This is a genomic window from Mesorhizobium sp. 1B3 (assembly GCF_050958605.1).
In the GTDB taxonomy this organism is placed as follows: Bacteria; Pseudomonadota; Alphaproteobacteria; order Rhizobiales; family Rhizobiaceae.
The window spans coordinates 358,086-382,811 of record NZ_JBJHDO010000003.1 but is presented as its reverse complement, the minus strand read 5'-3'; the positions used below and the strand labels follow the sequence as shown (position 1 = coordinate 382,811).

The following is a 24,726-nucleotide window of genomic DNA, read 5'->3' as shown; positions in this document are numbered from 1 at the left end:
TCGCTATCCCCTCGCTAGGGAACGTTGAGTGGCGCTCTCATAAGCCACCAGTGTCCTTCGGACCTGTTGGTCGAAGGAGTAGCTCCTTGCCCGGCGCTCCGCCGCCGATCCCAGCCTTCGCCGCAGAGGACCGTCTGCCGCGAGCAGGTTCATCGCTCCGGCGAGCGCCGTGGGGTCGTCGGCAGCAAAGAACAAGGCGGCGCCATCCCAAAGCTCGCGGTAGGTAGGGATGTCGGCAAGGATCATCGGCGTGCCGGATCGCGCCGCCTCCAACGCTGCCAGCCCAAACGGCTCGTACCGTGAAGGCGAAACGAAGATCCCGGCCCGTGCCATGAGGGCTCTGATCTCGCGATTGTCCAATTCGCCTAATAGACAGGCTCGGCGGAATTCGAACCGCTGCCTGTTTGGGCCTTCCACCGGTCCGGCACAGTAAATGGGCCACGCGGCATCGCCGGAAGCGTCGTCAAGCACGGCTCCATTCTTCCCGGCATCCCACCAGCGTGCCGCCGCGAAGGCGAAATTCTCTCGCGACGAAGCGGCAGGAGCCCTGGCGGTAGCGTTATGGACGACCTGCATCCTGTCGATCGGGCCGTAACATGTCTGCATCAGTGCTGCATGGGCGGCGCTCGGTGAAATCACCACGTCCGCCCGGTCTAGGCCCGAGCGGTTCCGGCTGTAGTGCCAGCGCCAGTCCTGCGGTACTTCCGTGCCCCGCACGGCCTGAAACCAGGTGACGACGCAGGAGTGCGATGTGATTGCCACGGGGCAACGAAACCCGATGCCGCAAGCCTGAGACGGGCAGTTGAGATGAACGAGATCCACGTCATATTCGTCGACAAGCGCTTCGAGTTCCTCGGGAAAACCGTCCAATTCTTTCTCTGAATGCGTCATCCAGTCCGGAGGGGTCCTGCACCACACGACCTTGCCGATTGCTTCGCATTCCTGGCGTTGTGAGGGGGAGGGGGCAGGACCCAGCCCTGCCAGAACGACCGCACAGCCTTCAGCCTTGAGGCCGCGAGCAAGGTCGAGCGCATAACGCCAGACGCCCCCGACCGCGTCGAGGGTCATCAGGATCCGGCCTGGCGGGCGGTTCATGCGCCGCAGCATGACGCCTCCAGTTCAGCCAGAGGCCGGGGCCGCTTTTCCTGGATGTCGCTGAAGGTGTGGAACGAAGCCAGATAGTGTTCGTGGGCTCGCTCCCAGGCATGATCGTCCGGCTCGCCCCACAGCTCTCGATAGCGCGGGGAGCTGGGATACGGATAGAGCGGCACAGGCTCGTTGGCCCACACGCCGTTCGCGATCAGGTGGCCTCGCCAATAATCGACGAGCTCTTGTTCGTCTTCGATCACACCGATCAGATTGGCTTGCACGAACGGAATATGGCGCCGGGCGCGGATTAGAAGTTCCACCAGTTCCTCGGTGCCGAGCCGGCAGCGCTTGGCCAGCATCTCTCTGCCCTCGACGGTGAGGCTTTCCAGGCCTGCTTCGACCGAAACGCAACCAGCAGCCCCCAGGAGTTCCAGGAGATCTGGTTTCCAAAGATCGATGCGCGTCTGCACGCCGAAGCGGATATCCCGCTCGACGAGTGCTTCGAGAAGGGCCTTCTGCGGCAGGAATATCTCATCGATGAAATAGACGTAGCCTACGCCTTGCTCGATGAGATGATCGATCTCGTCGACGACAGCCTGATGGTTGCGGCGGCGATATGCGTCGCGATAGTCGATCTTGGCGCAGAAGCTGCAGTTATAGGGGCAACCGCGGGACGCTTCGACTTCCGCGCCGAGGCCAACCTGGTCGTCATCGAAACGGTGGTGGTGATGCTCATGCCGCGACAGCCAGTCCCGGGGCCAGCGCAGCGCCGGATGGTCGACGAAGCTGCTGGCGTGGACCGGGCCATTCACCACGAGTTGTTCGCCGCTGAAATATGCCGTCGATTTGATGCGGTCCCACTTTTCGTTCCGAGCGAGCGATGCGACGACTTCCTCGCATTCGCCTCGGACCACGATATCCGCCCCGAGCTTGCGCAAGGTCGGTCCGGGCGTTACGGAGCCGTGAGGACCGACGGCGACGGTGCGGCCTCGCTTCGCCCCGACCAGATCGAGGAATTCCGCGGGCACGCGCAGTTCAGGCGGGGCGCAGCGCCAGAAAAGATAGGTCGGAGCCGTGGTGACGACCGTCATGTCGGGCGCGAATTCCCGGACGCGTCCGGCAAGGGCGTGATTGTCGAGGCCTTGAAGCTGGCCGTCGAGCATCAGGACCTCATGGCCGTCGGTCTCGAGCAGCGCTCGGGAATAGCCGAGTTCTAGTGGCAGATGCGGATGACGGCAGCCGAAATAGATGCTGCCTTCATAGGTCCAACATGGATTCACCAGGGCGACTTTCATGCGGTGATCCTCCTGTCCTGGGATGCCGGGTCCTGGAGGCGGTGCTCGGCCAGCCAACGGGCGAGTTGGCGCACCCCATCGCGCCAGGAGACACGCGACCGCCAGCCGAGCGCGGTCTGCAGCTTGCGCGTGTCGGCCACGAAATATGGCTGATCACCCGTGCGCCAATCGGCATAAGTGACGGAAACTTCATGTCCGACAAAACGGCAGATCTCGGAGAGGAGCAGCTTCAAACTGACGGCATTGTTCACGCCACCGCCCAGGTTGAACGCCTGACCGCTAATCTCGTGGATGGCGCCGAGCGCGTGTCGGTAGGCGCCGATCGCGTCCGACACGTGAAGGATGTCGCGAACCTGCTTGCCATTGCCGTAAATGGTGATGGGATCGCCGACCAGGGCGCGCAGCAGGAAATGCGCGACCCAGCCTTGATCCTCCGTGCCGAACTGGTGGGGACCGTAGATGCAGCTCATCCTGAGGACCGCTGCCGGCACGCCGAATGAACGGGCGTAGTCAAGGACATATTGGTCGGCGACGCCCTTCGAGCATCCATAGGGCGTGCAGAAGTCGAGTCCGCGGCTTTCATCGATTCCATGAGTCCGCAAGTCGGATCGTTCGGGTATGAAACGGTCGTCGCATTCGATCATGGCGACATCGTCCAGAGCGCCATAAACCTTGTTCGTGCTGGCGAAGATCACCGGCACCTGCCTGCCCGTAGCGCGCGCCGCTTCGAGAACATTGAGCGTGCCCCTGGCATTGATCTCGAAATCCTCGACAGGTCGAACAAGGCTGGTCGTGACGGCAGTCTGGGCAGCGAGGTGGAATACCGCATCGACATCAGCAAGGATTGCGCCGATCGCTTCCGTATTTCGGACATCTGTCCGACGAAATTCGACCAATTGGCCATGCCGCGCTGTCAGCCAATCGCGATTCTGCTCGACACCTGGCCGGCTGAGATTGTCCGCGACGAGAACGGCGATACCGTCCGACAGCAAGCTATCGGCGAGGTTGCAGCCGATGAAGCCGCAGCCGCCGATCACGGCGACGGGCCGTTTCCACATTTGGTCCGAGCCGAGCGCTTTCTGGCTCCGCACCGTCATGATACCAGCCCCAAGGCTTCCAGTTCCCGCTTCATTGCATCGCCACGATCGACCGCAGTCGTGCCACGGATCCAAAGCACAAGCTCTTCGAGTGAATTCTCCAGCGTATGCCGTGGAGCGAACCCAAGCATTTCGCGCGCCTTCGAAATGTCTGCGAAGCAATTGCGAATGTCGCCGGTGCGGGCCTTCTGCATGATCTCGGGACGAATCTCCGGCACGCCCATAGCTTCCGCGAGTGCGGTGGCGACTTCCTTGATCTGATAGGAACGGCCGCTGCCGAGGTTGAATACCTGGCCTTGGGCGCGGGGCTGCTCCAAAGCCTGTCGAAAGCCCTTGGCGACGTCTTGAACGTGGACGAAATCGCGCCGTTGTTCGCCGTCCTCAAAGATCAGGGGTGGTTGCCCGTTGGCCAGGCGGGCAGCAAAATTTGCAAGGACGCCGGTGTAAGGATTTGACAGCGCCTGGCCCGGACCGAAGACGTTGAAGAGGCGCAGGGCAACAGCGTCGACGCCATACGCTTCGCCAAAAATAAGGACCAGGCGTTCCTGCGCATACTTGGTCAGAGCGTAAACGGAGGCTAGATCGACGGGCTTGTCCTCCGGCGTAGCGACGGGGGAAAGGGCGGAGCCATCCTCGGCGATCGGGTCCCACAAGCCCTTTTTGATGCGCTCGGGCTCGCGTCGTACGCTCTGAAGGCGCTCGCCGTTAGAGGTCTGGTACAGGCCTTCGCCATAGACGCTCATGGAGGAGGCCACCACGATACGCCTGACCGGGCGCTTGATCATGGCTTCCAGAAGCACCGCCGTGCCGAGTTCGTTCGCGCCGACATAGCGCGCGATTTCGTACATAGATTGACCGACGCCGACTTCGGCGGCGAGATGGATCACGGCGTCGATGTCGCTCAACGCGCGCGCTACGGCGATCGGATCCCGAATGTCGGCCTTGATCAGGCTGGCACCACTTTCGATCGCAAGGGCGTCGTCGCCGTGGACCTGTTCGACCAGGCTGTCGAGGATCCGCACCTCGTACCCGTTCGCCAGTAATTCCCTTGCGACATGGCGGCCGATGAAACCGGCGCCTCCGGTAATGAGAATTCGTTCCACGACCTCTCCCTCGGGCAGGTTTGTTCCTGCGCCGAACCCTGAGGTGAAAGGTTTGTTCCCTACAGCCCGGAATTGGCATGTGGCCGTGTTCTTCGGCCGTTCAACGGCCTCTGAAGCGCCCAACCATCAGATCGGGCGGGCGAAATGCTGTCGGTTCTCCGAAGGAACTTACCTCAAGGTACATTGTTAGGACGCGCTTCTGCCATCAGTTAGGGAAGGCGCCACATGCAAGTCGCTGTCATCGGAGCAGGCTATGTCGGGCTGACGACCGCAGCCTGCGTCGCGGAACTGGGCCATACGGTCACCTGCGTGGACGTGGACATTTCGAAGATCGCCATGTTGGACGAAGGAAACGTCCCCATCCGCGAAACGGGATTGGATGCGCTCATCGACCGAAACCGTGCTTCGGGACGACTGCAATTCACCACCGACGTGGCGAAGGCAGCCGCTCGGGCGGAGGCGGTGTTGATCGCCGTAGGGACCCCGAGAGGGGCAGGCGGCGATGCCGACCTTACCCATGTGAAGGCGGTCGCCCGAGAAATCGCCCGCGCCATCAGGCCCAAGACCGTTGTCACGATAAAGTCAACGGTGGCGGTTGGGACCGCCCGCCTCATTCGCGAAGTCATCGCGGAGAGGCGCCGCGGGCTCGATTTCTGGATCACGTCCAACCCTGAATTCCTGCGGGAAGGTTCTGCCGTTCGGGATTTTTTTGAGCCGGACCGCATCGTGATCGGCGCCGATGATCCGGAGCCGGCTGCGCGCCTCACGGAGCTGTATCGCCCCTTGATCGATCAAGGCGTGCCGCTGGTTGTGACCAGCACTGTGAATGCCGAGCTGATCAAATATACCGCCAATGCCTTCCTGGCTTTGAAGGTGGGCTTTATCAACGATGTCGCCGATCTCTGCGAAGAGGCCGAAGCCGATATCAACGCCGTGGTCAAGGGCGTCGGCCTCGATCGCCGCATCGGGCCGCAATTCCTCTCTCCCGGGCCCGGTTTCGGAGGTTCCTGCTTTCCGAAGGACACGGAAGCCTTTGCCGCCGCGGGTCGGAAATTTTCGTGTCCGCAGCCTCTTATCGAAACGCTGGTGACACGCAATCAAACCCGCAAGCATCAGATGGCGAAGAGGATACTCGCAGAGTTGCATGGATTGTCTCATGCGCGGGTGGCGGTGCTCGGGGTCGCTTTCAAAGCCGATACGGACGACGTACGGGACTCGGCCGCCCTGACGATCATCCCGATCCTGAAGGCCGCAGGCGTTTCGGTGCGCGCGTTCGATCCATGGGCCCGGGCCAACGCCTCCCGGATCGTCAAAGACGTTGCCTGGCATGACGATCCCTACGCGGCTTGCAGCGGCGTCGATCTTGTCGCCATCTTGACCGAGTGGGAGATGTTCCGGACGCTGGATCTCTCGCTACTGGCTCGGCACATGCGCGGTTCGACGATCTTCGACTGTCGGAACTTGATGGACCCTCACCACGTTGCCAGCCAAGGCTTTCGTTATGTCAGCCTCGGCAGACCTGCCGTGCCGCGGGTCGCGCCTGCAACCGCAGCAAAGCCGGCCGGAGAGCGTGTTCATCTCCCCACCCTTCGAGGCGCAGCTGTTGCTCGACGGCCGGTAAGATGAAGGAACAAGAGCATGAGCCAAGCAACCACCACGACGGACCACGACGAAATACGTAAATGGACCGAAGCGCGGCAAGGACGTCCGGCAAAGGTGCGCACGTCCGGCAGCGGCGGTATTTTACGGATCGACTTTGGTGAACCAGAAGAAGAGCTCGATGCCATCGAATGGGAGGAGTTCTTCGATATCTTCGAGAAGAATAATCTCGCCTTCCTGCGACAGGACAAAACGGACGACGGGAAGACGAGCCGCTTCAACAAATTCGTAGAGCGGAACGGGTAGGCCGTCGAGCCGGCGGCTCGCCCCTTCGGCTGCGATTGCTTCCTTCCGGGGTTGGAAGGCCGGCAAACGTTTGAGTTGGATTGCTTTGCGAGGCACCCCGCACCCGTTCTTTCGTTCCGCAGACAACAAGCCTACGGCGTCCGGCGACGCGGACGGAACAATCGGGACGAGAGCGGGTTCGACCCTTCGACAATGATAGCGGCGGAGGCTCCACGATGCGCGCATTGTGCTGGCACGGCAAGGGCGACATAAGATGCGATACCGTGGAAGATCCGCGTATCGAAGCAGACGATGACATTATCATCAAGGTTACGGCTTGTGCCATCTGCGGGTCCGACCTCCATCTCATGAACGGCTACATGCCGACGATGCAAAGCGGTGACGTGCTGGGTCATGAGACGATGGGCGAAGTGGTCGAAGCCGGCAAGTCGCACACGAAGTTCAAGGTGGGCGATCGTGTCGTGGTGCCGTTCAACATCTCCTGCGGGGAATGCTATTTCTGCCAGAAGGGGCTTTATTCCCTTTGCGATCGATCCAATCGCAATGCCGAGCAGGCGATCAAAGTGATGGGGCACTCTCCCGCTGGCCTGTTCGGATATTCTCATATGACGGGCGGCTACTGGGGCGGACAGGCAGAATATCTGCGCGTTCCCTATGCGAGTGTCGGTCCGATCAAGATACCCGACGGTCTCTCAGATGACGAGGTTCTTTTCCTCTCGGATATCTTCCCAACGGGCTATATGGCCGCTGAAAATGCTGGAATCGAGGAGGGCGATACCGTTGCGATCTGGGGATGCGGTCCCGTTGGCCAGTTCGCTATCAAGAGCGCATGGATGCTGGGTGCCGGCCGAGTGATCGCAATCGACCAGGTGCCGGAACGGCTCGATCTTGCTCGTACGGAAGGGAAGGCGGAAACGATCGATTTCAGCCAGGTGAAAGTCTATGACGCCTTGATGGAGATGACGGGCGGGCGCGGCCCCGACCGGTGCGTCGATTGCGTGGGCACGGAATCGGACGCGACCGCCAGTTGGGACGCGATGCTCGACAAGGTCAAAGCTTCTGTGCTTCTCGGAACCGACCGGCCGCATGTCCTGCGCGAAGCGATCTTCTCTTGCCGCAAGGGTGGGACAATCTCGATCCCGGGCGTCTATGTCGGCTTTCTCGACCACGTCCCGTTCGGAGCGGCGATGAACAAAGGGCTGACTTTCAGGATGGGCCAGACCCATACCCAGCGCTACATGGAGCCGCTTCTTGCCAGGATCGAACGGAATGAGATCCGTCCTTCCTTTGTGATCACGCATGATGCCACGCTGGAAGACGGACCTGAGCTCTACCGAAAATTCCGCGACAAGGAAGATGGGTGCATCAAGGTGGTGATGCGGCCGCATGGAGCATGACGTGTCGGCAGTTCGCCAAATCGCGTCACGGGGCATCGGCATTTCCGGGTACCGCCGAGCGGCTGTCCTTCGGGTAAAGCCAGGACGCGTCGGAGGGCGCATCATAATCGGGCACCGAAGATGAGGCCGCGGCGCCGGGAAGCTGTGATTGCGACAGCCGATCTACATGGATCGTCTTGATAAGGGAGGACGCGATGTCGACCTCATCCAAACCGGCTCACTTGGACACCAAGGGCTTTCCGGCCCCAAGCGAAGGTTTCGTAGTGACGCATTTGCTGATAGTCGCCGACCAGGACCGTTCGCGCGAATTCTATCGCACTGTGCTGGGCGCCGAGGTCGTCCGGGAGCGCGACCCTGTGGCGCTGCGCCTGAGCAACACATGGCTCATCCTTAATTCCGGCGGTGGCCCGACCGACGACAAGCCGCATGTCATTGCCTCACCGCCCCAGAGCGCGCACGTGCTCACAAGCGCGCTGAACATTCGCGTCGCGGACATTCAGGCCGTCTATCGCGAATGGAAGGCGCGTGGCGCCGACTTTCTTACCCCGCCCAAAGACCGCGGCGCCGAGATCCGCTGCTACATGCGCGATCCTGACGGGCATCTCATCGAGCTCGGGCAAGCCACCGGTATTCTCGATCAGCTTTAAAATTAGCTCAGCATGAGCATGACGGCGAAGTCGCGCGCCAAGGATCGGTACCGAGCTAGTCGTCGGATCTTTCCTTGTAATGCCTGCTCTCCTGCTGCTCGCCGCGCACCATATTCCGATCGTCCGGATCGGAAAGGTCGACGACGTCGGTGCGCAAATCCTGCCCCTTGCGGCGCGCTTCACGCTGCTGCTTCGACATCTTGAGCTCCGCTTCCGCGTCGAAGCTTTCATCGGCGTTCCGCGTATTTTCGCGTCCTTGGATGATGCGCAGTTGCTGCTCGTGCGTTTTCTTGCCGGCCATGGGTCGTGTGCCTCTATTTATTGGTGCGTCCGGTCTGCGTCGGATCCACGCCGCCGCTTGCGGTCGTATCGTTCTCGACATCGCCTTCGAACGTATTGTCGCCGTCGAGCCCGGCTTCATCGCCCTGCTTGATCGTTCCTTTGGAAGTGCCGATGCCCGGGTTCTCACGAAGGTCCTTGTCGCTCGGCTTCCTGGTCTTGGGATGATTACTCGCCATTGCAGTCCACTCCGTGATTTGGAAGGCCAACAACGCCGGCAGGGGAAAGGTTCCGGCGTTTTCGCGGTTCACTCCTTGGGAAGCCGGCTTCCCACATGGTCCTGGAATTGGTCAGTCTGTATCTGGCGACCGTCCTGGCCCCGCTCCTTGGTGTGCTGCGCCTTGTCGCGATTGCTGAGAACCATGTTCTCTTCGACCTTGTCCTTCGCGATGTCGGTCATGGCGCCGCTGCCGCTGCCCTTCCCCTTTGTGCCTCGGCCCATATGCTTTTTCCCTGCATTGGTCATGATTTTCTCCTTGCCGTTTCTGGCCAAACGGGGGAGCGGACCCGATGTTCCGCGCGACACTGCCGAGCACCGGAACCATTCCCATTGGCGGGAGTTCGGTCGCCAGGATGGAGGCCTCAATGGCAGATCGGCAGAACAAAATTTCCGGCAAGCGCGCGAGCGGCAGCGATAAGAGCGTTCCTCCCGCCCATCGCGGAGGCGATCAGGCTCGTGAAGCACAACAATGGAGCGGTGGTTCCAACGCTCCCAAGGGGCCGATTACAACGGCTGACAAGCGCAACGAGAATTCGAGCGCCAAGCGCTGAGCGGTAGCGGATTCAGTTTTTCCTGAGATGAAAGACGGCGCCGTCCCAGCGGCGAAAAGGTTGCGAGCCCTCCGCGACGATCTCCAGGCGGTAGGTTTCAGCGTGCCGGCGAACGTCGCTTCGATCGGCTTCTGGATTGCCGCGATAAGAATAGTTGAAGACGAGAAGATTCCCGGCCGGACGTAGGATTCTCGCCGCATCAGCGAAATGACGCCCCGCAAGCTTGGCGCCTGCCGAAACGATATAGGGCATCGTATCGACCGCCATCACCAGGTCGAAGGAAGCGTCTTCGAATTCTTGCAGGCCAAGTCCGGTGACGAGCCGGATGTCGACGCCCGCAAGACCTGAGCACCGCCGGCGCGCGATGTCGACCATGCTTCTGGAAATGTCGATGCCGACGATCTCCCGGCATTTGCCGCTGAGCGCGCATTCCAGCCTGCCGATGCCGCAACCGATATCCAGGATCCGGTATTCTGCGTGCAGGAGACCAGCGTCGCGCATCCATCCAACGAGTTCCGCGGTCGCTGCGTTCAGGCGGTTGGCGTCGCCGAATGAATAAAGTGCGACGCTGGCTTCGGGTGACAGCCCGGCAGCCTTGTCGAAATCGGCTGCCAGTTTCCCGAGAATCTCATTCGTCTCGGCGCAGGTGGAAGCGCGATGCTGCACCGCGGACGCGGCGGCTCTGACCATCGGCCAAGCGTGCGCATATTGCCGGGCCAAGACGCCGATTGTCCGGATGCGCTCTTCCATCGATGGCTCGCGGAGGGCTGCATCTTCGATGTGGCGGTCCAGTTCGGCGTCGGATTCCGTAGCCAGAACCAACCGCATCAGCGCAATTTCCTGGGGAAGTTCGCCATCGCAAAGGGCACGCAGTGCCTCGGAAATGGCCTTTTCCGATGGTTGCTCGTCGTTCATGGGGCAAGTCGAATGAACGTGCGACGGCGGTTCCAGCGGTCGACCGCACCCCAGCTGTACTTGTAGGCTTCCCCACCTCGCAAGAAATGAAATTCGGTCGCGCCTTCCCTCACGGCTTCCGCCAAGGCATGTCCGATCAAGATCGATCCGGGGCTCTCTTCGGCGAAGTCTGGATCGAAGCCGCCGATATAGGCATACGCCTTCGATCCGCTTAGGAACCCATAGTAGGCCCCGACGACGGCATCGTCGATCCGTACGAGATAGCAGCGCGCCAGCCCGGCCTTTGCCAATCCCGGCAGCGCCTTTCGATGGAAAGCCTGCACGGCAGGATCCCACAATACGCCACCTTCGCCACGCCGTTCCCAGCACGCGCGATGCAGGCGAAAGAGATGATCGAGAAAATCGCGCGGCGAACACTCTGCCCGTTGGATTGCGGTTTCGCCACGGCGCTTGGCCGCGCGAAGGGCGCGGCGCAATTGTCTGCGCCTTCGGCTTGGAACCGCCCCTTCGAGGTCTTCGGCGCAGTCGAGATATAGCACAGGACAGCGGCCTTGCCGGCCTGTCTCGGAAGATGCCGCCGAAGGGCAGGGCAGGTTCCACGCCGTCGCTTCCTCCAAGAGCTCCTCGAGTTCGAACCTGTCCCAGCGGAGCGCAAGAATACTATCCATGAGCAAGGCGGCGCTCTCGCCTTGGCAAGACGGATCCACGAGGACGTCGAGATAGTCGCTGACCGGAATTCCGAGCGGCATGAGCCGCGCGCGCACTCCGTCTTGCTCCAGATAAAGCGGCGCAAGTCCGACAAGGTGCGATCCTCGCAACACAGCCACGGTCCGCAGGTGGCCGGGCGCGAATTGCTGCCACCAGGGGAGCATCCATGCCGGCGTCAGGAAAGGCGTTGCGGCAGGCGAGCGGCCCCAGAGATCCCACCATTGCCGTGCGAGAGCTTGAAGCGCCTTGCCGTTGTCGATGAACTCTACCTGTAGCCGCGCGTCCCTCATGACGCTGCCTTCGTTGCCGGATTGCGTCGACCAAGCAGGGCAAGCTGCCTGTAAAGATCGAAATAGGCCGCTGTCATGCTGTCGAGAGAGAAGCGTCGGCGTGCCTCCGCCCGACAGAGCTCACGGTCGATGGCGCCTGCGGCAACCATGGCATCGGCCATCTCCGCGACGTCGTTGACGAGGAAACCGGTTCGACCGTGTTCCACGACGTCCGGGAGAGCTCCGTTCGGGAAGGCAACGACAGGCGTTCCGCAGGCAAGGGCTTCCATCGCGACCAACGAGCTTGTCTCTGCTGCGAGGCTCGGTATGACGAGGCATCGGGCCGCATTCAGGAAGCGGCGTTTGCGGATGAAGCCGAGGGGCCCCAGAAATCGGCGCTTGTTGTCCAGGCGTGGCAAAACCTCGTCGACGAAATATCGCTCGTGCCATTCGTAACGGTACACCTGGCCGCCGACGATCAACGGCATTCGGGCTGCATGGGCTGCATCGAGCGCAAGATGCACGCCTTTTTCCGGGCAAATGCGGCTGAGCAGAAGCGCAAACCCACGATTGGCGTGCGGCCGATCGAGAGTGTCTATATCCACGCCGTTGGGTATGGGCGGGCAAAGCCGCGCTCCTTCCGGCGCGGTTTCGTGCTGAGACGTGGAGACGGCGTGCATCCACAGATCGCCACGCCCGGTCGCGAACACCTCAGGCGAGTACCACCGGAGTGGCAGATGCAGCGTGACCAAAGTAGGGCCATCCTCCGGCAGGTAGGCGTGGAAATCGATGCCGTGGAAGTGCATCACGTCGATCAGGAAGCGCCGGCGCACGGCCGTGATCGCGCGGCGATGACGCGACTGGGCTCGCGCCTTGGAGGCTTCGTCGAGGACACCGGTTTCGGCTTTGACCGGGACCAGCGTGCCAGCGACTTGAGAGCCTTCGGCGGCGATAACGATGGATCGGTGCCCCGCTGCCACCAAAGCCTCGTCCAAAGCGGTCAGCACCTGCTCAGCACCGCCGACCGCGTCGCGGCCGACAGGCGCGAGCGGGTAGGCCACGTTGAGTATGGTCAACTTCATTCGTTCCAGCCCAGCTCTCTCTCGGCCGCCCCAACCAACCGAAGCCACTCAGTCCAGGTGACGCCAAGCCGCCATTGCTCGTAGAGCAGCAGTCCGTGGTTCGGGGCTTGTGAGAAATCGTAGGCCGGGGCCGCGCGGAAGCGTTCGGTCTGCAGGGGAAAAGCCGCCAACGTCCTTTTCTGCGTAACGAAATGCTTCAGCATCCGCTGCTTGAGCGCGATTGCAGTGTCGTTCAGCCGGATCTCCAAAATGGCCGTGGCATGATCGGGAGAAAAATTCTGAAAGACAGTTCCGTTCGCGCCGGCGTGGTAGGACGCCATCTCTATGATTTCAGGCGATTGCCTCCCTGACCCATCGAGCATATGGCAGGCGGCACTGACTGCGAAGGCAGTGGCGTCGTGGTCGGGGTGCCCGCCTTCATAGGGATGGGTGCAGATGAAGCGAGGCCGCACTTCGGCAATCAACATCGCCAGCTGCGAAGCGATCCAAGCCATGTTCCGCGCGGCGTCCTGATCAGGGATTCCGAATGTGGTCAGGGCAGCCGCTTCGATGCCGGCCTCGGCCAAAGCGGCCGTAACCTCGGCTTTGCGAGCGGCTGCGTACGCGCTTCGAGTAGGAAATCCCAGTCTGGCCGCGTCTTCGCCGTTGTGCGGAGCGCCGTCGGTCACATGAACGATGCGCACGGGACGCAGTCGGCCCAAATGGCCCCCGAGCCCTATCGTCTCATCGTCGGGATGAGCAACGACGATCATGATTGGGCTGTCGCGGAGATGACCGCGGCCGGCAGCGGCAAGCATCCCGGCAAAGGCGGTGACACTGGCCGGCCCTGAGCCTGCTGTCCCCGCGTGGGTGGGGCGCTCGATCCGCATGGGTCATCATGCAGCAGTCAATGGCACGGCCTCTGCAGCCTGAGGCCGAGCGTTGCCTGCATAGCGCCGGATCATCGCCGAGCAAAATTCCGCGAACTCCTCGGGAACCTGCGGTGGGCTGGTGTGATGAGGCATCAATCCGCGGTGCTCCGGCGTGAAACAAAAAGTCACCGTGAGGTCGAAGTCGGCGAGCGCATCCATCTGGCGGTCGAACCAGGCGAGGGCGTTCGGACGGAAGCTGTCTGCCCATGACAGTCCCGTTCGCAGATTGGTGATCCCGAGACGCTTCATCCAGGCGACGGCGTCATCGAGGCGAGGGTCTTCGAAGTGGAACCATTGCGCGATACCCATTCCAGGCGTCAGCTTTGCGAACTGCTCCAGTGAGGGTTTTGGCGTGCCGTCCTCCCTCAAAAGCCCCATGTAAAAATGCCGATAATATGAAGAACCCTCTGCTTCGCGATGCCGCGTGGTTGCTCCCCATGCCTGCGGTAAGTCATAGAGGCTGTACCATTGGATTCGGGGCACCTTGCCGAGCAGCAACTCGGCCGTTCGCTTGAGCCCCCAGACCTGTACCTCCTCGGCGCCGAAGGTCGAGACCCCGACTTCGCTGACCCAGATCGGCATCTCGGTGACGGCGCGGATCTCGGCGATTTTTTGTGGCCACTCGTCGATCTGCCAAAGGTTCCAATCCAGCGGGAATCCATGGACTGCCACGGCATCGACACGGCTCAGAACGCCGTGCTCGCCCATTCGACGCATAAAGCCGGGGTCGATCGGCGAAATTCCGCCGAGCAATTTCGTCACATGCGCATTTTCCGCGGCGATCGCATCCGCAGCCATGATTGCCATTTCGGAAAAGCGAGACCATTCCGGATCCAACTCCGGATCCCAATGCGATTTGTTGTTTGGCTCGTTCCAGATCATGGCCGCTTCAATCATGCTGGCGTCCTTTCGCGGGATAGACTGCTGCCTCGCCCTGTGGGGCCGAGGCAGGGTGGCAAAGGTAGACCTCGTCCTCGGGATGCGCGGTAATCTCGAACCCTGCACTGCGCAGCATGCCCTCAATGCAGGCGCGATTGGGTATCCACCAGTTTGTGGGATCGTTCGCGTAGCGGCGCTCGATGAAATGCAGCTTCGGGAAGTCGGGGCTGTCGAAGAGATCGTAATTCCAGAAGGGGTAGTTCTCCTCCAGCGATGGGGCGCGACTGCTGCCGCGCTGCATCGACTGAAACACCATCAGATCGCCCACGACATGCTCGCGAACGAGATCGAGCGCCAGCAACGGGTGGCGAAGATGGTAGAGAACGCCCATGAAGAGCACGATGTCGAACTTTTCACCGAGAGCCGCGACGTCATAGACAGACAGAAGGCGAAGCTCGATGTCCGTCCCTGCAACGTCGGCCGCGAATTTCGCCTGGGCGAGATAGCTTTCATCGAAGTCGACGCCGAGCACCCGATCGGCACCACGCCGCTTCATCTCGATGGAATAGAAACCGGCGTTGCAGCCGATGTCGAGGACGGTCCGGCCGCGAAGATCGGTTGGGATGGTATCCGCGAATTTACGCCATTTCTCGTAGGGATAGTTGCCGAGATAATGATCCGGCGCCGTGGCAATGCCCCCGAGATCGATGTTCTGGAACCATGGCCCGAGCGCCTCGACCTGGCGACGGATTTCCTCGCTGGAGAACGGCATCATACCCTCCTTTCCCTGAACGCGCCGTCGGTATGAGCGTCCGCGTGATCCCGAACGGCTTGGGTTTCCCCTTCCGCCATTCGGGTCAGCAGGTTGATCGCGGCGCGATAGCCGTCGAACGTGCCCACGTCCACGTAGGCCGTGCCTGCCTTGACTCCGACCGCCTTGCCCCCCGCGGTAAGGAAAGCGTTGACCAGCGTGCCGAAATATTCGTCCTGTCGTGCACGGGCGCACCAGAGGGCATGGAGATCCTTGAGCACGTGACCAGGCATCTTGAACGCGCCCCAGATCCAGTTCGATTGCGCGCCTAGCTGCTTCACTTGGATTTCGCGGACGATGCCACCCTCGTCGAGAACGACGGCATCGAAGAATTCGGGTCGATCGACCGGGAAGAGCAGGAACGCCAGCAAATCGTCAGGGAGTTCGCTAAAGCCGTCGGACGGATACCACACCGTGTCGGGGAGCCCGATCAGGACGGGCTCTTCCGGCCGGACCAGCGATACGGCCTGAAAGATCGCATCGCACAGGCCGGCTGGCTCGGGCTGGACGACAAAGACAGCGGGAATGTCGCCATAGCCGCTGGCATAATATTCCAGAATGTCCGACTTGCCCGGGCCGATGACGAAGCAAAGCTTGTCTGCTCCGCCTTCTATCATGCGCTGAACAAGGTACTCGCTCACGGCGCGTGGCCGCTCCCCCAGCCCGTCCCAGCGGCTTCCGACGGGAAGCAACTCCTTGGAGAAGCCGAGTGGCTGGATTCGGCTGCCACGTCCCGCGGCGGGTATGATGCCGAGCATTCAGGCGACCTCCGAAAGCGAGGCGGGGCACCTCTTCGCATCCGCAATTATCGTTTCGAGTTCCGCGGCACGCTTGTCCGAGGTATGCTCCGCAAGCACCCGGTCCCGTGCGTTTGCCCCAAGCCGTTTCAACTCTTGGTCCGTCATGTCCAGCGCGGCAATCACGTCCTCGGTTGTTTCGACCGGCAGGATTTCTCGGCCCGGCGCGAAGAAGCTGTCGAGGCCGGGCCAGACATCCGTGACAATGGCGGCTCCGCAAGCCGCAGCCTCGAAGAGCCGGCCGGACGGGCACCAGCCCATCTCTGCCATAGCCCGCCGAGTTACGTTCAGGGTGAGCCTTGACGACGTGAAGAAGCGGGGATGGTCGGGCGGCGGCAGATGCCGCACGAAGTAAATGTTCGGCGCCCAAGGAAAGTCTTGCGGGTATTGAGCTCCCGCTATGACAAAGCGGCAGTCGGGGCGGCGCCAGGCCGGCTCGACAAGGAAACGTTCAATGGCCTCCTGTCGGTCCTGGGCATAGGTGCCGAGATACGAAAGATCGCCGGCGAAGCAGGGATCGCGCATTTCGGGATGGTGTTTATCGGGGTCGACATGCCCATAGAATGGCCGAGCCTCGGACGCTCCCAACAATGAGCGCAACTCGTCGAGGGCCGATCCTCCGGTATAGCTGAGTGCCAGATCGAACCCCTTCAGGCCGTTGGGGCCGATATATTCGGGGCGCCGTCCGTTCTTCACGTTCGACAGAGTGACGGGCGTGTCGAGGTCGTAGAAAATCCGAAGGGCCGAAGGCGCCTCCAACACCAGTTGCGTCGCCTGATGTGCATCCGGACAATAAGAGGTGACGATCGCGACGTCGGCGTCGGCGATCTCCCGTGCCGCACGCTGGTGGATTGTGGCCCAGTCGGAATAGAGAACGAGATCGGCATCCTCCATGTGGCCAAGATCACGCGTGCGGGCATAGTAGGGCACGTCGCGCTCGAAGAAGACGACCCGCCATCCTCGGCGCGCGAAGGCGTGGATCAAACCCCGCCAGAGCGTTGCGTGGCCGTTCCCCCAGGACGAGCTCACGGTAAGCCCGAAGATCGTTATCTTCACGATTCCGCCCCTTCCATTCACCACACCGTTTCGTTGAGACAGAGAAGTTTGGCTCCCCAGCCACCCATGACCAGGGTGGTGATCGAGGCAGGGTCGACATCGAAGCGAAAGGCGTGTTCGGGTGGGAGATCCAGCACGTGGCACACGGCGGCCTTGATGACATCGGCGTGACTGACGAGCACCGCTCCTTCGTTCGGATGGGCGGCTGCAATGTCGCGCATGCACGTCAAGATCCTGCGCTCGACATCCAACATCGTCTCGCCACCTGGTGTTTTTGCCTCGTTGCGCTCAGCATTCCAGCGGCGCCATTCGGCGTCTTCGTCGAGTTCCTGGAACGTCTTGCCCGACCAACACCCGAAATCGATCTCGTCGAGTTCGTTGCTGATAGAAAGCGGTATTTGTTGCGAAGCGGCGACGATCGCGGCCGCGGTTTCCCGGGCGCGTTCACGAGGGCTCGAGGTGACGGACGTGAAGCGTTCGCGTTGCATGCGCTCCGCCAGCCGCTCGGCTTGGGCGCGTCCGTTCGTGCCCAGGCAAACATTGTTGCAGCGACCAGCAAGGAATAGGCCGACATTATCGTGCGCAGCATGCCTGACCAGGAAGAAGGTCGTAGTCATTCCGCAGCACCGAGAAGAAATTCATCTTGCCCGGCGATGAAACGCAGCGTGCGCTCGCGAGCTTCGGCATCGGTGAACTGCTGGGGCGGAGACTTCATGAAGTAACTTGAAGGACCGACCAACGCACCGGAGAGGCCGCGATCGAGCGCGAGCTTGGCGCAACGAACCGCATCGATCACCACTCCGGCGGAGTTGGGCGAATCCCAGACTTCCAATTTCAGTTCGGCATTGAGGGGAACGCCGCCAAAGGTCGTGCCCTCCAGGCGGATATAAGCCCATTTGCGGTCGGTGAGCCATGGCACGTGGTCGCTCGGCCCGACATGTACGTCTTCCGCGCCGAGGGGAACATCCAACTGACTCATCACCGACTGCGTCTTGGAAATCTTCTTCGATTCCAGGCGTTCGCGTTCAAGCATGTTGAGGAAGTCGGTATTGCCGCCGAAATTCAGCTGATATGTCCGGTCAAGCCTGACGCCGCGCTCGCGGAAGAGATTGGCGAGCAGCCGGTGCACGATGGTGGCGCCGACCTGGCTTTTTATGTCGTCACCTATGACCGGCAGGCCATGGCTTTCGAAACGCTGGCGCCATTCGGGCCGCGATGCGATGAATACCGGGATGCAATTCACGAATGCGCACCGCGCCTCCAGTGCTCTTTCGGCATACCACTCGGCCGCGCGTTCCGACCCGACCGGCAGATAACAGACGACGACATCGGTGCGGCTGTTGCGGAGAATCGCGGTGACATCCGCCACCGGCCTCTCGGATTCCTCGATCTGGTTCTGGAGATATTTGCCGATGCCATCCAGTGTCATGCCTCTCTCGACGCGAGCACCCGTGGCTGGCACGTCGGCGAAGCGGAACGTATTGTTTGGCGCCGCGAAGATCGCTTCCGAAACATCGAGGCCGACCTTTCCCTCGGCGATATCGAAAGCGCAGGAAATCTCGATGTCCCTTATGCGGTAGCCGCCCAAATCCGCGTTCATCAAGCCGGGAATCGGCTCATTGCCTTGCGCCTCCCGGTAATAGGTAAGCCCTTGGACCAGAGACGAGGCACAATTCCCGACACCTACAAGGCCGACTCGAACTTTTGTGGATCGCATTGATTACCGCCATCGGCTGGTTCGTTCCCGCGCCGAACAGATGAGCGAATTGTTTGTTCCACCTCCTGCCTGGGTTGCCGAACCAGGAGGGCCAAAATGCGGATATGCGGGATCAAAGTCTCGGCTTCGCCGTTGGGACGGTCGGGCATGAAGGAGGCATGGAATGCTGATCTATGGCGACTTGGAGCGCCGGGAGTGCCCGAGGGCCATACGACGATCGATTATCGAACTTGTCGAAGCGGTAGGGGAAGAGCCAACCGGCATCGAGCGGCATGCTGTTCTGGTCGATGCGTTCCTGCGGGCGAGTGAATTTGTTCAGGGCATTGCCGACGCCGAAGCCGACCAGCGCGGCTATGACGGCCGTTCCCGCCGCCAAGATGCAGGGAGCCGACTCCTCGTCCTCCTTGCCAAGGCGGTAGATCGGTCCCAACATGCAGGATTTCGACGGTTTTCGCCTCTGCTGCCGGCGATCGGGAATTTGCTCGGCGAGATGGACTGGCCGGATCCGATCCGCCTTCGGCGGGCGGAGGGCTACGCCTTCTATGCTTTGTATCCGGAAAGCTATCTGGCTGCGGCACGCCTTTCAGGATTGGGACCCGAGACACGCGTCGTCGGCATCCGCAGTATCGGGGCTGGTCTGGCCGGGTTGGTGGCTGCGGCGCTTGGAGCAGAGCCGCCGATCACCGTGCGTCCAAGAGGACACCCCTTTCAGCGTCAGCTCGAGACTGCCTCGGAATTGACGGCCGAATTGGCTGCCCAGCCCGATATCCCATGCGCAGTCGTGGATGAGGGCCCAGGCCTGTCGGGCAGTTCGTTCGCAGCGGCGTCGGATTGGTTGGAAAGCTGCGGAATCGTGAAACGGAATGTCCATTTCTTTCCCAGCCATGATGGCGAACCCGGAGCGCAGGCAACAGCCGCAATCCGTAGGCGGTGGCGCAAAGCGCCTCGCCACGTCGTTGGTTTCGACACCTTGTTCCTGACGCCTCGAAGCGGGGAGAATTCGTTGCAGGGATGGGTCGAGGATCTTATCGGGCCTCTGGATTGTCCGCTGCAGGATATTTCGGCGGGCGCCTGGCGTCGCATTGCTTGTGTCGACGGGAGGGCGTGGCCCCCGGTGGATGCACGCTTCGAACGGCGCAAATTCCTGGCCCGCGCGGGCGGATCCAAGTGGTTGGTCAAGTTCGCGGGGCTTGGACAGGAGGGCGAGCGCAAGCTGCGCGTTGCGCGAGCTTTGGCCGAGGCGGGGCTGGGCCCGGAGGTCGCGGGGCTCTGTTATGGCTTTATCGTCCAACGGTGGATTGAAGGTCGGGCGATACACCGGGGCGACGATCGCTTCTGCCTCATAGAAACTATCGCGAGATATCTGGGGTTCAGAGCGACCCGTCTTCAGACTTCTTTGCCAGGTGCACCCTTGGAGCGACTGGTGCAAATGGCCTTGCACAATATCGGATGTGCAATCGGTACGCGGGCTGCAGACCGATATGCGCCCTTGTTGCGAAACGGGCTGCGCCTTGAAAGCAAAGTCCGCAGGATCGACAGCGACAATCGGCTCCACACATGGGAATGGATTCGGAGCGACGAAGGACAGCTGATAAAAGCCGATGCGCTCGACCACAGTGCGGGACATGACCTTGTCGGCGCTCAGGACGTCACCTGGGATATCGCCGGGGCTGTCGTCGAACACGAACTTTCGGAAAGCGAAACGGACGAGCTATGCCGGCTGGTGGGGGAACGTCGCGGTCAGCCGATCGACCCTGGTCTTCTTGCGGTCCTGAAGATCTCCTATCTCGCTTTTCAACTGGGACTGTGGACGACTGCTGCTGAAGCGGCTGTAGGCGCCGAGCAGGCCAGGTTGGCCGATTTTTCGCTGCGTTACAGACGAGCGCTGGAGATCATGGCTTGAACCTGCCTTCCGGGCGCCGCCAGCTTGCATAGAGAAATGGGGCGGTGTTCGACTTGTCCGTCATGCTCGTTGCTCTGCCGCTTGCCGTTGGGCGCAATGCACAGTATTGACGCCTTCAGGTCGAGGCGCCTCGCGCCGAAGCAAGGAATGAGAGACATGTCCGCACGCATTTTCAGCCCCGCCAAGACGGCGATGCAGTCCGGAAAGGGAAAGACCGGCTACTGGGTACTGGAATTCGATCCCGAGACGCCGCGCAAGATCGATCCGCTGATGGGTTACACCAGCTCGTCCGATATGAAGAGCCAAATTCGGCTGACGTTCAACTCGCGCGAAGAGGCCGTGGCCTATGCCGAGAAGCACGGCATCTCCTATCGTGTCGAAATGCCGAAGGAAGCCAAGCGGCGGCAGATTTCCTACGCGGAGAATTTCCGCTATGACCGCAGGACACCCTGGACCCATTAAGCGTTTTCGGCCGGCCGCGGCCGCCCTTCAACCCCCAGCACCGGCCCCTGCCGGTGCCGACGGTCCCGTAGCTCAGCTGGATAGAGCACCGGCCTTCTAAGCCGATGGTCGCAGGTTCGAATCCTGCCGGGATCGCCACATTCCGCCGATCGCCCCCATAGTGCGATACTCCGCCGGCTACCGCCGATTGCCGCAGCTTCCACCGTGCAGAATATGCACCACCGATCACCGCCGATTGTACGTTACAGCCCAATCGTTTTGTCTGAGTTCCGCTATCCGTTCTCAAGGCGGACTTGAGGCGCATGCGGCGCAACAGAACTGGACTACGGGTAAAAGCTTATGGGCTACGGGGCTGCAAGAGCAGCGTGCCGTGCGGGGGGCATCCACTAGTTAAGGTTGCGTCGGTCAAGGCAAACTAGAATGATGTCAACCTGTCATTTAGGCGTCATGAATGATCGCAACAAGGGAGGGGCAGCGCGGGTGAAGTCGGGCCGGGTAGCGCGACACCCACCGAAACTGACAAGGATCGCTACATAGAGATTTGGAAAAAGGCGGTCGAGACCCAGATGCATTTCAACGAAATGTCTGGAAAATCACGGCAGCTTGGCCTCACATTCGTGGCGGCATCGCTCGGCGTGGCAGTGGTGATGATCGCACGCGGCGATGACTTCGCACTGACCGTTTGGACGTGGAAGGTCCATGTAGGTGTTTTGTTGATGCTGGCCGGACTACTTGCTCTATGGGGCGTGCGAGGGCTGGATCTCAACGTATACCATCGGATGTTGCGAGGCGCGGTCACCTTCGGAGAGGACTTCGAAAAGAATTATATGAGTTCGATCTTCCAGCTTGAGAAGGGCATGACCCAAGCGATCTCTCACTATAGTCGACACAATGATGCTGCGGTCGACAAATCTGGACAGAGATACCAATACACCGGCAAAAGCCAAGTGACCGCCGAAAGTAAGATACGTCGGTTTTACAACGTAACGGGCGCATTTCTTTTTGCTTCGGCGATTGCCCTTCTGCTGATCGATAACCTTGCACAACCTCCTGTTCACGAGGCGAAGCAGTCAGAACCAGCGGTGGTCGAGGGTGTCGGTGACATCTCCGTTCAAGGGGACCCAGCTGCTTCGGCAACACGAGAAGAGGTGAACACCGTGCCCGCGAATGACCTCCAATCGGAAACTGAGTGAGCCGATGAAGCGGCTGTTGATATGCGATCTAGACAACACCCTTTACGATTGGGTGGGTTACTTCGTTGAAGCCTTCTATGCGATGGCTGATGAGGTGGTGCGCATCACTGGCTGCGACCGTGAGGAACTTCTAGACGACTTTCGAGATGTGCACCGTCAGCACCATGACGCCGAGCATCCCTTTGCTGTGCTGGAAACGAAGACCATAAAACGTCTTTTTCCGGGAAAAAACTCTGGCGAGATCGCAAAGATCATTGATCCGGCAATGCACGCATTCAACTCCACGAGAAAACGTCGGCTCGCACTCTATCCCACTGTGCGCAGCACGCTGGATCAGTTGCGCGAACACAACATACGCCTTGTCGCGCATACTGAAAGCAAGCTCTACGCGGTCGTGGATCGACTTACCCGACTCGATCTCACACCCTATTTTTCTCACATCTATTGTCGTGAACGATCCGCCTCTATCCATCCTGACGGCACCTCGTCTTCCGAGTATCTTTCTCAGTTCCCCATGAGGAAGGTTTTTGAGTTGTCGCATCATCAACGTAAGCCAAATCAGGACGTTCTGCTCGAAATATGCGAACGCGAAGGCGCTCATCCGCACGACGCTGCCTATGTCGGCGACAGCATTGTTCGGGACATGATGATGGCGAAGCGTGCTGAGGTAACAGCTATCTGGGCAAAGTATGGCACCCGACATGATCGCGATGCCTATGATCGCCTAGTACGCGTCTCGCATTGGACACCCGACGACGTCGCACGGGAGCGGCTGCTGTCACGCGAAGCTGCCGACGTAAAGCCCGACTTCACCCTTGAGCATACATTCGGTGAGGTTTTATCGGTGATTGCGGTGAAACAAGTTAACTAAGCGCCACGGCTTGGGTAGGAATCGAGGGACAAAAATCTCTGCGTCTGCTCGTCATCGCTTTGACGATGGCGTTCGCTTCAGTTTTCAAAATCTGCCTGCTACAGCGCCCTTACCCTCCGGTTGGAAGCCCCCCTTACTTGGGGAAACCGCCTTGTAGCCGTTGCGAACAAAACGGGAATAGCTTAGCTATCCGGTATGGCCTACGACGTGAGGGCGATTGCCAACTACGTGCTCGATTTCGCAGATGGCGAAGGGCGGGGTATCTCCAACCTTCACATCAACAAGATCGTCTACTTTCTGCACGCAGATTTTCTAGCTACATTTGAACGCCCGCTTGTAACCGCGAAGATCGAGGCTTGGACCCACGGACCTGTTTTTCGCGAGCTGTATCATCAGTTCAAGACCTTCGGAGACAACTACATCGCCTCGCGCGCGACATGCATTGATCCCCGGACAGGCCACCGTTTAACTGCTTCATGTAAGCTGCATGCCGAGGAAGAGACTTTTCTCCGCGCCGTCATCCCTAAGTATATTGCGATGTCTCCCGGCGCACTAGTGGCGCAATCGCACGTGGAAGGCGGGCCGTGGGACACGACATGGAACCACGACAATCGAGCCAACCCTACCATGAAAATCTCGGATGATCTCATTCGGGAGTGGTATCAGAAGACGGCGAAACACTGATGGCAAAGGACTACGCAAAGATCATCGCCAAGCTTGACCGTCCGCCTTCGGGACCCAATTGGGTTCGCTTCATAGGCGCGGACGTTCCTTCAACAACTAAATCTATTTTGTCATTCGCAAAGGGCATTCCCTCATTCACTTACCAGACTGGCTACGCGGCGATCAAAGATCGCATCCAGCTGGGCATCGATCTGGCCACTGCAATCGAGATAGTTAAACGCGGCGGTGCTCCAGCGGGGAAGGGCCAGAATGAAGAACTCGTCAGGGCATTCTTCGCGCACGATGGTGAACGTGGATACGCTGCCAGGAATCCAATCGAGTTCGAGCGTGGACATTTTTTGGTGTCACGGGAAGTTCAGGTTCCCGTTGCCCCGCTCTCCGTGATCCGCGAAGGTGGGAAGTTCCTGCCGATCTTCGTGTGTGGCTGGAGCACGCTGGCCTTAACCCTCATGCAGCGCCGCCTCTTGGTTACGATATGCGAGGACGCCTTCCTCTCTCTTACCGACTATCAAGATGGTCCCGCCGAGTTCTTGTTCTTTCCGAGGGGTGGTGAGGAGAAACAGCGTTCGCCCGAGATTTGGCAACGGGGCGACTATGAGCAACTCTCTGGCGGACAGCTTGCCGATTGCATTCACATGTTTCTAGAGGCGCGGGACGAAGCACGACGGGTCTTGATAGAGGAGTGGCATCGCGAACGCGAACCGGGCGAGACCGCATCGCCAACCGTCGTTGCGGATATGGGCGATCTGTTCACTCCGAAGAAATAAGGAGTATCGGTAGCTGGACGGCGGCCGCACTCATCGCTCGGATACACACCACCGGCAC

General features: G+C 60.5%; 30 protein-coding genes and 1 tRNA gene. 13 read left to right on the top strand and 18 right to left on the bottom strand.

Features of this window, described 5'->3' with window-relative positions; genetic code table 11:
- Window positions 1-3 precede the first annotated feature (3 nt).
- From ACCO56_RS10880 to ACCO56_RS10865, 4 genes are read right to left on the bottom strand one after another with little or no spacing between them, the layout of a single operon-like run.
- A complete protein-coding gene (locus tag ACCO56_RS10880; protein ID WP_433640448.1) occupies window positions 4-1,107 on the bottom strand; it encodes a glycosyltransferase family 4 protein in 1,104 nt (367 codons plus the stop codon).
- Window positions 1,092-2,384: a TIGR04295 family B12-binding domain-containing radical SAM protein gene (locus tag ACCO56_RS10875; protein ID WP_433640447.1), complete on the bottom strand. Its 1,293-nt coding sequence runs from the start codon at window positions 2,382-2,384 to the stop codon at window positions 1,092-1,094. The genes ACCO56_RS10880 and ACCO56_RS10875 overlap by 16 nt, the downstream gene beginning before the upstream one ends.
- On the bottom strand, window positions 2,381-3,481 hold the full coding sequence (locus ACCO56_RS10870; protein ID WP_433640445.1) for an NAD-dependent epimerase/dehydratase family protein: 1,101 nt from the start codon (window positions 3,479-3,481) through the stop codon (window positions 2,381-2,383). Before ACCO56_RS10870 ends, ACCO56_RS10875 begins: the two co-directional genes overlap by 4 nt.
- Window positions 3,478-4,584 carry an NAD-dependent epimerase/dehydratase family protein gene (locus tag ACCO56_RS10865; protein WP_433640443.1) on the bottom strand — a complete coding sequence of 369 codons (1,107 nt, stop codon included), beginning with the start codon at window positions 4,582-4,584 and terminating at the stop codon, window positions 3,478-3,480. Before ACCO56_RS10865 ends, ACCO56_RS10870 begins: the two co-directional genes overlap by 4 nt.
- 225 nt (window positions 4,585-4,809) lie before the next feature.
- Here ACCO56_RS10865 and ACCO56_RS10860 point away from each other — a divergent pair, with 225 nt between their 5' ends.
- From ACCO56_RS10860 to ACCO56_RS10845, 4 genes are all read left to right on the top strand, one after another.
- Entirely contained in the window at window positions 4,810-6,210 is a 1,401-nt protein-coding gene (locus ACCO56_RS10860) for a UDP-glucose dehydrogenase family protein (RefSeq protein WP_433640442.1), read from the top strand.
- A gap of 12 nt (window positions 6,211-6,222) precedes the next feature.
- Window positions 6,223-6,489 carry a hypothetical protein gene (locus tag ACCO56_RS10855; protein WP_433640440.1) on the top strand — a complete coding sequence of 89 codons (267 nt, stop codon included), beginning with the start codon at window positions 6,223-6,225 and terminating at the stop codon, window positions 6,487-6,489.
- Window positions 6,490-6,704: 215 nt separating this feature from the next.
- Complete coding sequence (locus tag ACCO56_RS10850; RefSeq protein WP_433640438.1) at window positions 6,705-7,886, top strand: zinc-dependent alcohol dehydrogenase; 1,182 nt, start codon at window positions 6,705-6,707, stop codon at window positions 7,884-7,886.
- Between the two features lie 194 nt (window positions 7,887-8,080).
- Window positions 8,081-8,533, top strand: coding sequence for a VOC family protein (locus ACCO56_RS10845; protein ID WP_433640437.1), 453 nt, complete (start codon window positions 8,081-8,083; stop codon window positions 8,531-8,533).
- 55 nt (window positions 8,534-8,588) lie between these two features.
- On the opposite strand, the gene ACCO56_RS10840 is transcribed toward ACCO56_RS10845, so the two are convergent.
- From ACCO56_RS10840 to ACCO56_RS10830, 3 genes are all read right to left on the bottom strand, one after another.
- Window positions 8,589-8,834, bottom strand: a complete 246-nt coding sequence (locus tag ACCO56_RS10840) for a hypothetical protein (RefSeq protein WP_433640435.1) — start codon at window positions 8,832-8,834, stop codon at window positions 8,589-8,591.
- Window positions 8,835-8,847: 13 nt separating this feature from the next.
- Window positions 8,848-9,051: a hypothetical protein gene (locus ACCO56_RS10835; RefSeq protein ID WP_433640433.1), complete on the bottom strand. Its 204-nt coding sequence runs from the start codon at window positions 9,049-9,051 to the stop codon at window positions 8,848-8,850.
- A gap of 68 nt (window positions 9,052-9,119) precedes the next feature.
- Complete coding sequence (locus tag ACCO56_RS10830; protein WP_433640431.1) at window positions 9,120-9,338, bottom strand: hypothetical protein; 219 nt, start codon at window positions 9,336-9,338, stop codon at window positions 9,120-9,122.
- 44 nt (window positions 9,339-9,382) lie between these two features.
- On the opposite strand from ACCO56_RS10830, the gene ACCO56_RS10825 reads away from it, so the two are divergent.
- A complete protein-coding gene (locus ACCO56_RS10825) occupies window positions 9,383-9,643 on the top strand; it encodes a hypothetical protein (protein WP_433640430.1) in 261 nt (86 codons plus the stop codon).
- A 12-nt stretch (window positions 9,644-9,655) separates the two neighbouring features.
- On the opposite strand, the gene ACCO56_RS10820 is transcribed toward ACCO56_RS10825, so the two are convergent.
- The 4 genes from ACCO56_RS10820 to ACCO56_RS10805 are packed head-to-tail and all read right to left on the bottom strand — an operon-like array spanning window position 9,656 to window position 13,318.
- Complete coding sequence (locus ACCO56_RS10820; protein WP_433640429.1) at window positions 9,656-10,558, bottom strand: class I SAM-dependent DNA methyltransferase; 903 nt, start codon at window positions 10,556-10,558, stop codon at window positions 9,656-9,658.
- Window positions 10,555-11,556 carry a GNAT family N-acetyltransferase gene (locus tag ACCO56_RS10815; protein WP_433640428.1) on the bottom strand — a complete coding sequence of 334 codons (1,002 nt, stop codon included), beginning with the start codon at window positions 11,554-11,556 and terminating at the stop codon, window positions 10,555-10,557. Before ACCO56_RS10815 ends, ACCO56_RS10820 begins: the two co-directional genes overlap by 4 nt.
- The gene (locus tag ACCO56_RS10810) at window positions 11,553-12,617 is read right to left on the bottom strand and encodes a glycosyltransferase (RefSeq protein ID WP_433640427.1); all 1,065 of its coding nucleotides are present in this window, start codon (window positions 12,615-12,617) and stop codon (window positions 11,553-11,555) included. The genes ACCO56_RS10815 and ACCO56_RS10810 overlap by 4 nt, the downstream gene beginning before the upstream one ends.
- On the bottom strand, window positions 12,614-13,318 hold the full coding sequence (locus tag ACCO56_RS10805; protein ID WP_433640891.1) for a PIG-L deacetylase family protein: 705 nt from the start codon (window positions 13,316-13,318) through the stop codon (window positions 12,614-12,616). The genes ACCO56_RS10810 and ACCO56_RS10805 overlap by 4 nt, the downstream gene beginning before the upstream one ends.
- Between ACCO56_RS10805 and ACCO56_RS10800 the strand changes: the two genes are divergently transcribed.
- On the top strand, window positions 13,286-13,447 hold the full coding sequence (locus tag ACCO56_RS10800) for a hypothetical protein (protein ID WP_433640911.1): 162 nt from the start codon (window positions 13,286-13,288) through the stop codon (window positions 13,445-13,447). The two genes, ACCO56_RS10805 and ACCO56_RS10800, sit on opposite strands and share 33 nt — an antisense overlap.
- Before the next feature lie 45 nt (window positions 13,448-13,492).
- Here the strand turns inward: ACCO56_RS10800 and ACCO56_RS10795 are convergent, their stop codons facing one another.
- The 7 genes from ACCO56_RS10795 to ACCO56_RS10765 form a co-directional block, all read right to left on the bottom strand.
- On the bottom strand, window positions 13,493-14,425 hold the full coding sequence (locus tag ACCO56_RS10795) for a beta-xylosidase (RefSeq protein ID WP_433640425.1): 933 nt from the start codon (window positions 14,423-14,425) through the stop codon (window positions 13,493-13,495).
- Complete coding sequence (locus ACCO56_RS10790; protein WP_433640890.1) at window positions 14,418-15,179, bottom strand: TIGR04290 family methyltransferase; 762 nt, start codon at window positions 15,177-15,179, stop codon at window positions 14,418-14,420. The genes ACCO56_RS10795 and ACCO56_RS10790 overlap by 8 nt, the downstream gene beginning before the upstream one ends.
- The gene (locus ACCO56_RS10785; RefSeq protein WP_433640424.1) at window positions 15,179-15,976 is read right to left on the bottom strand and encodes a sugar phosphate nucleotidyltransferase; all 798 of its coding nucleotides are present in this window, start codon (window positions 15,974-15,976) and stop codon (window positions 15,179-15,181) included. Before ACCO56_RS10785 ends, ACCO56_RS10790 begins: the two co-directional genes overlap by 1 nt.
- A complete protein-coding gene (locus ACCO56_RS10780) occupies window positions 15,977-17,071 on the bottom strand; it encodes a CgeB family protein (RefSeq protein ID WP_433640422.1) in 1,095 nt (364 codons plus the stop codon).
- Between the two features lie 17 nt (window positions 17,072-17,088).
- A complete protein-coding gene (locus ACCO56_RS10775) occupies window positions 17,089-17,688 on the bottom strand; it encodes a histidine phosphatase family protein (protein ID WP_433640421.1) in 600 nt (199 codons plus the stop codon).
- Window positions 17,685-18,788 (bottom strand): inositol-3-phosphate synthase, encoded by a 1,104-nt coding sequence (locus ACCO56_RS10770; RefSeq protein ID WP_433640419.1) that lies wholly within the window; start codon window positions 18,786-18,788, stop codon window positions 17,685-17,687. Before ACCO56_RS10770 ends, ACCO56_RS10775 begins: the two co-directional genes overlap by 4 nt.
- A 112-nt stretch (window positions 18,789-18,900) precedes the next feature.
- Entirely contained in the window at window positions 18,901-19,221 is a 321-nt protein-coding gene (locus tag ACCO56_RS10765; RefSeq protein ID WP_433640418.1) for a hypothetical protein, read from the bottom strand.
- A 570-nt stretch (window positions 19,222-19,791) separates the two neighbouring features.
- On the opposite strand from ACCO56_RS10765, the gene ACCO56_RS10760 reads away from it, so the two are divergent.
- The 7 genes from ACCO56_RS10760 to ACCO56_RS10730 all read left to right on the top strand — a co-directional run bounded on the left by ACCO56_RS10760 (window position 19,792) and on the right by ACCO56_RS10730 (window position 24,668).
- Window positions 19,792-20,691, top strand: coding sequence for a hypothetical protein (locus ACCO56_RS10760; RefSeq protein ID WP_433640416.1), 900 nt, complete (start codon window positions 19,792-19,794; stop codon window positions 20,689-20,691).
- 156 nt (window positions 20,692-20,847) lie between these two features.
- Window positions 20,848-21,153 (top strand): ETC complex I subunit, encoded by a 306-nt coding sequence (locus tag ACCO56_RS10755; RefSeq protein ID WP_433640414.1) that lies wholly within the window; start codon window positions 20,848-20,850, stop codon window positions 21,151-21,153.
- 61 nt (window positions 21,154-21,214) lie between these two features.
- Window positions 21,215-21,291 (top strand) — tRNA-Arg (locus ACCO56_RS10750).
- 428 nt (window positions 21,292-21,719) lie between these two features.
- A complete protein-coding gene (locus tag ACCO56_RS10745) occupies window positions 21,720-22,346 on the top strand; it encodes a hypothetical protein (protein WP_433640412.1) in 627 nt (208 codons plus the stop codon).
- 4 nt (window positions 22,347-22,350) lie between these two features.
- Complete coding sequence (locus ACCO56_RS10740; protein WP_433640410.1) at window positions 22,351-23,217, top strand: HAD family hydrolase; 867 nt, start codon at window positions 22,351-22,353, stop codon at window positions 23,215-23,217.
- A gap of 195 nt (window positions 23,218-23,412) precedes the next feature.
- Window positions 23,413-23,901, top strand: coding sequence for a Panacea domain-containing protein (locus tag ACCO56_RS10735; RefSeq protein ID WP_433640409.1), 489 nt, complete (start codon window positions 23,413-23,415; stop codon window positions 23,899-23,901).
- Window positions 23,901-24,668 carry a hypothetical protein gene (locus tag ACCO56_RS10730; RefSeq protein ID WP_433640407.1) on the top strand — a complete coding sequence of 256 codons (768 nt, stop codon included), beginning with the start codon at window positions 23,901-23,903 and terminating at the stop codon, window positions 24,666-24,668. The genes ACCO56_RS10735 and ACCO56_RS10730 overlap by 1 nt, the downstream gene beginning before the upstream one ends.
- Window positions 24,669-24,726 lie beyond the last annotated feature (58 nt).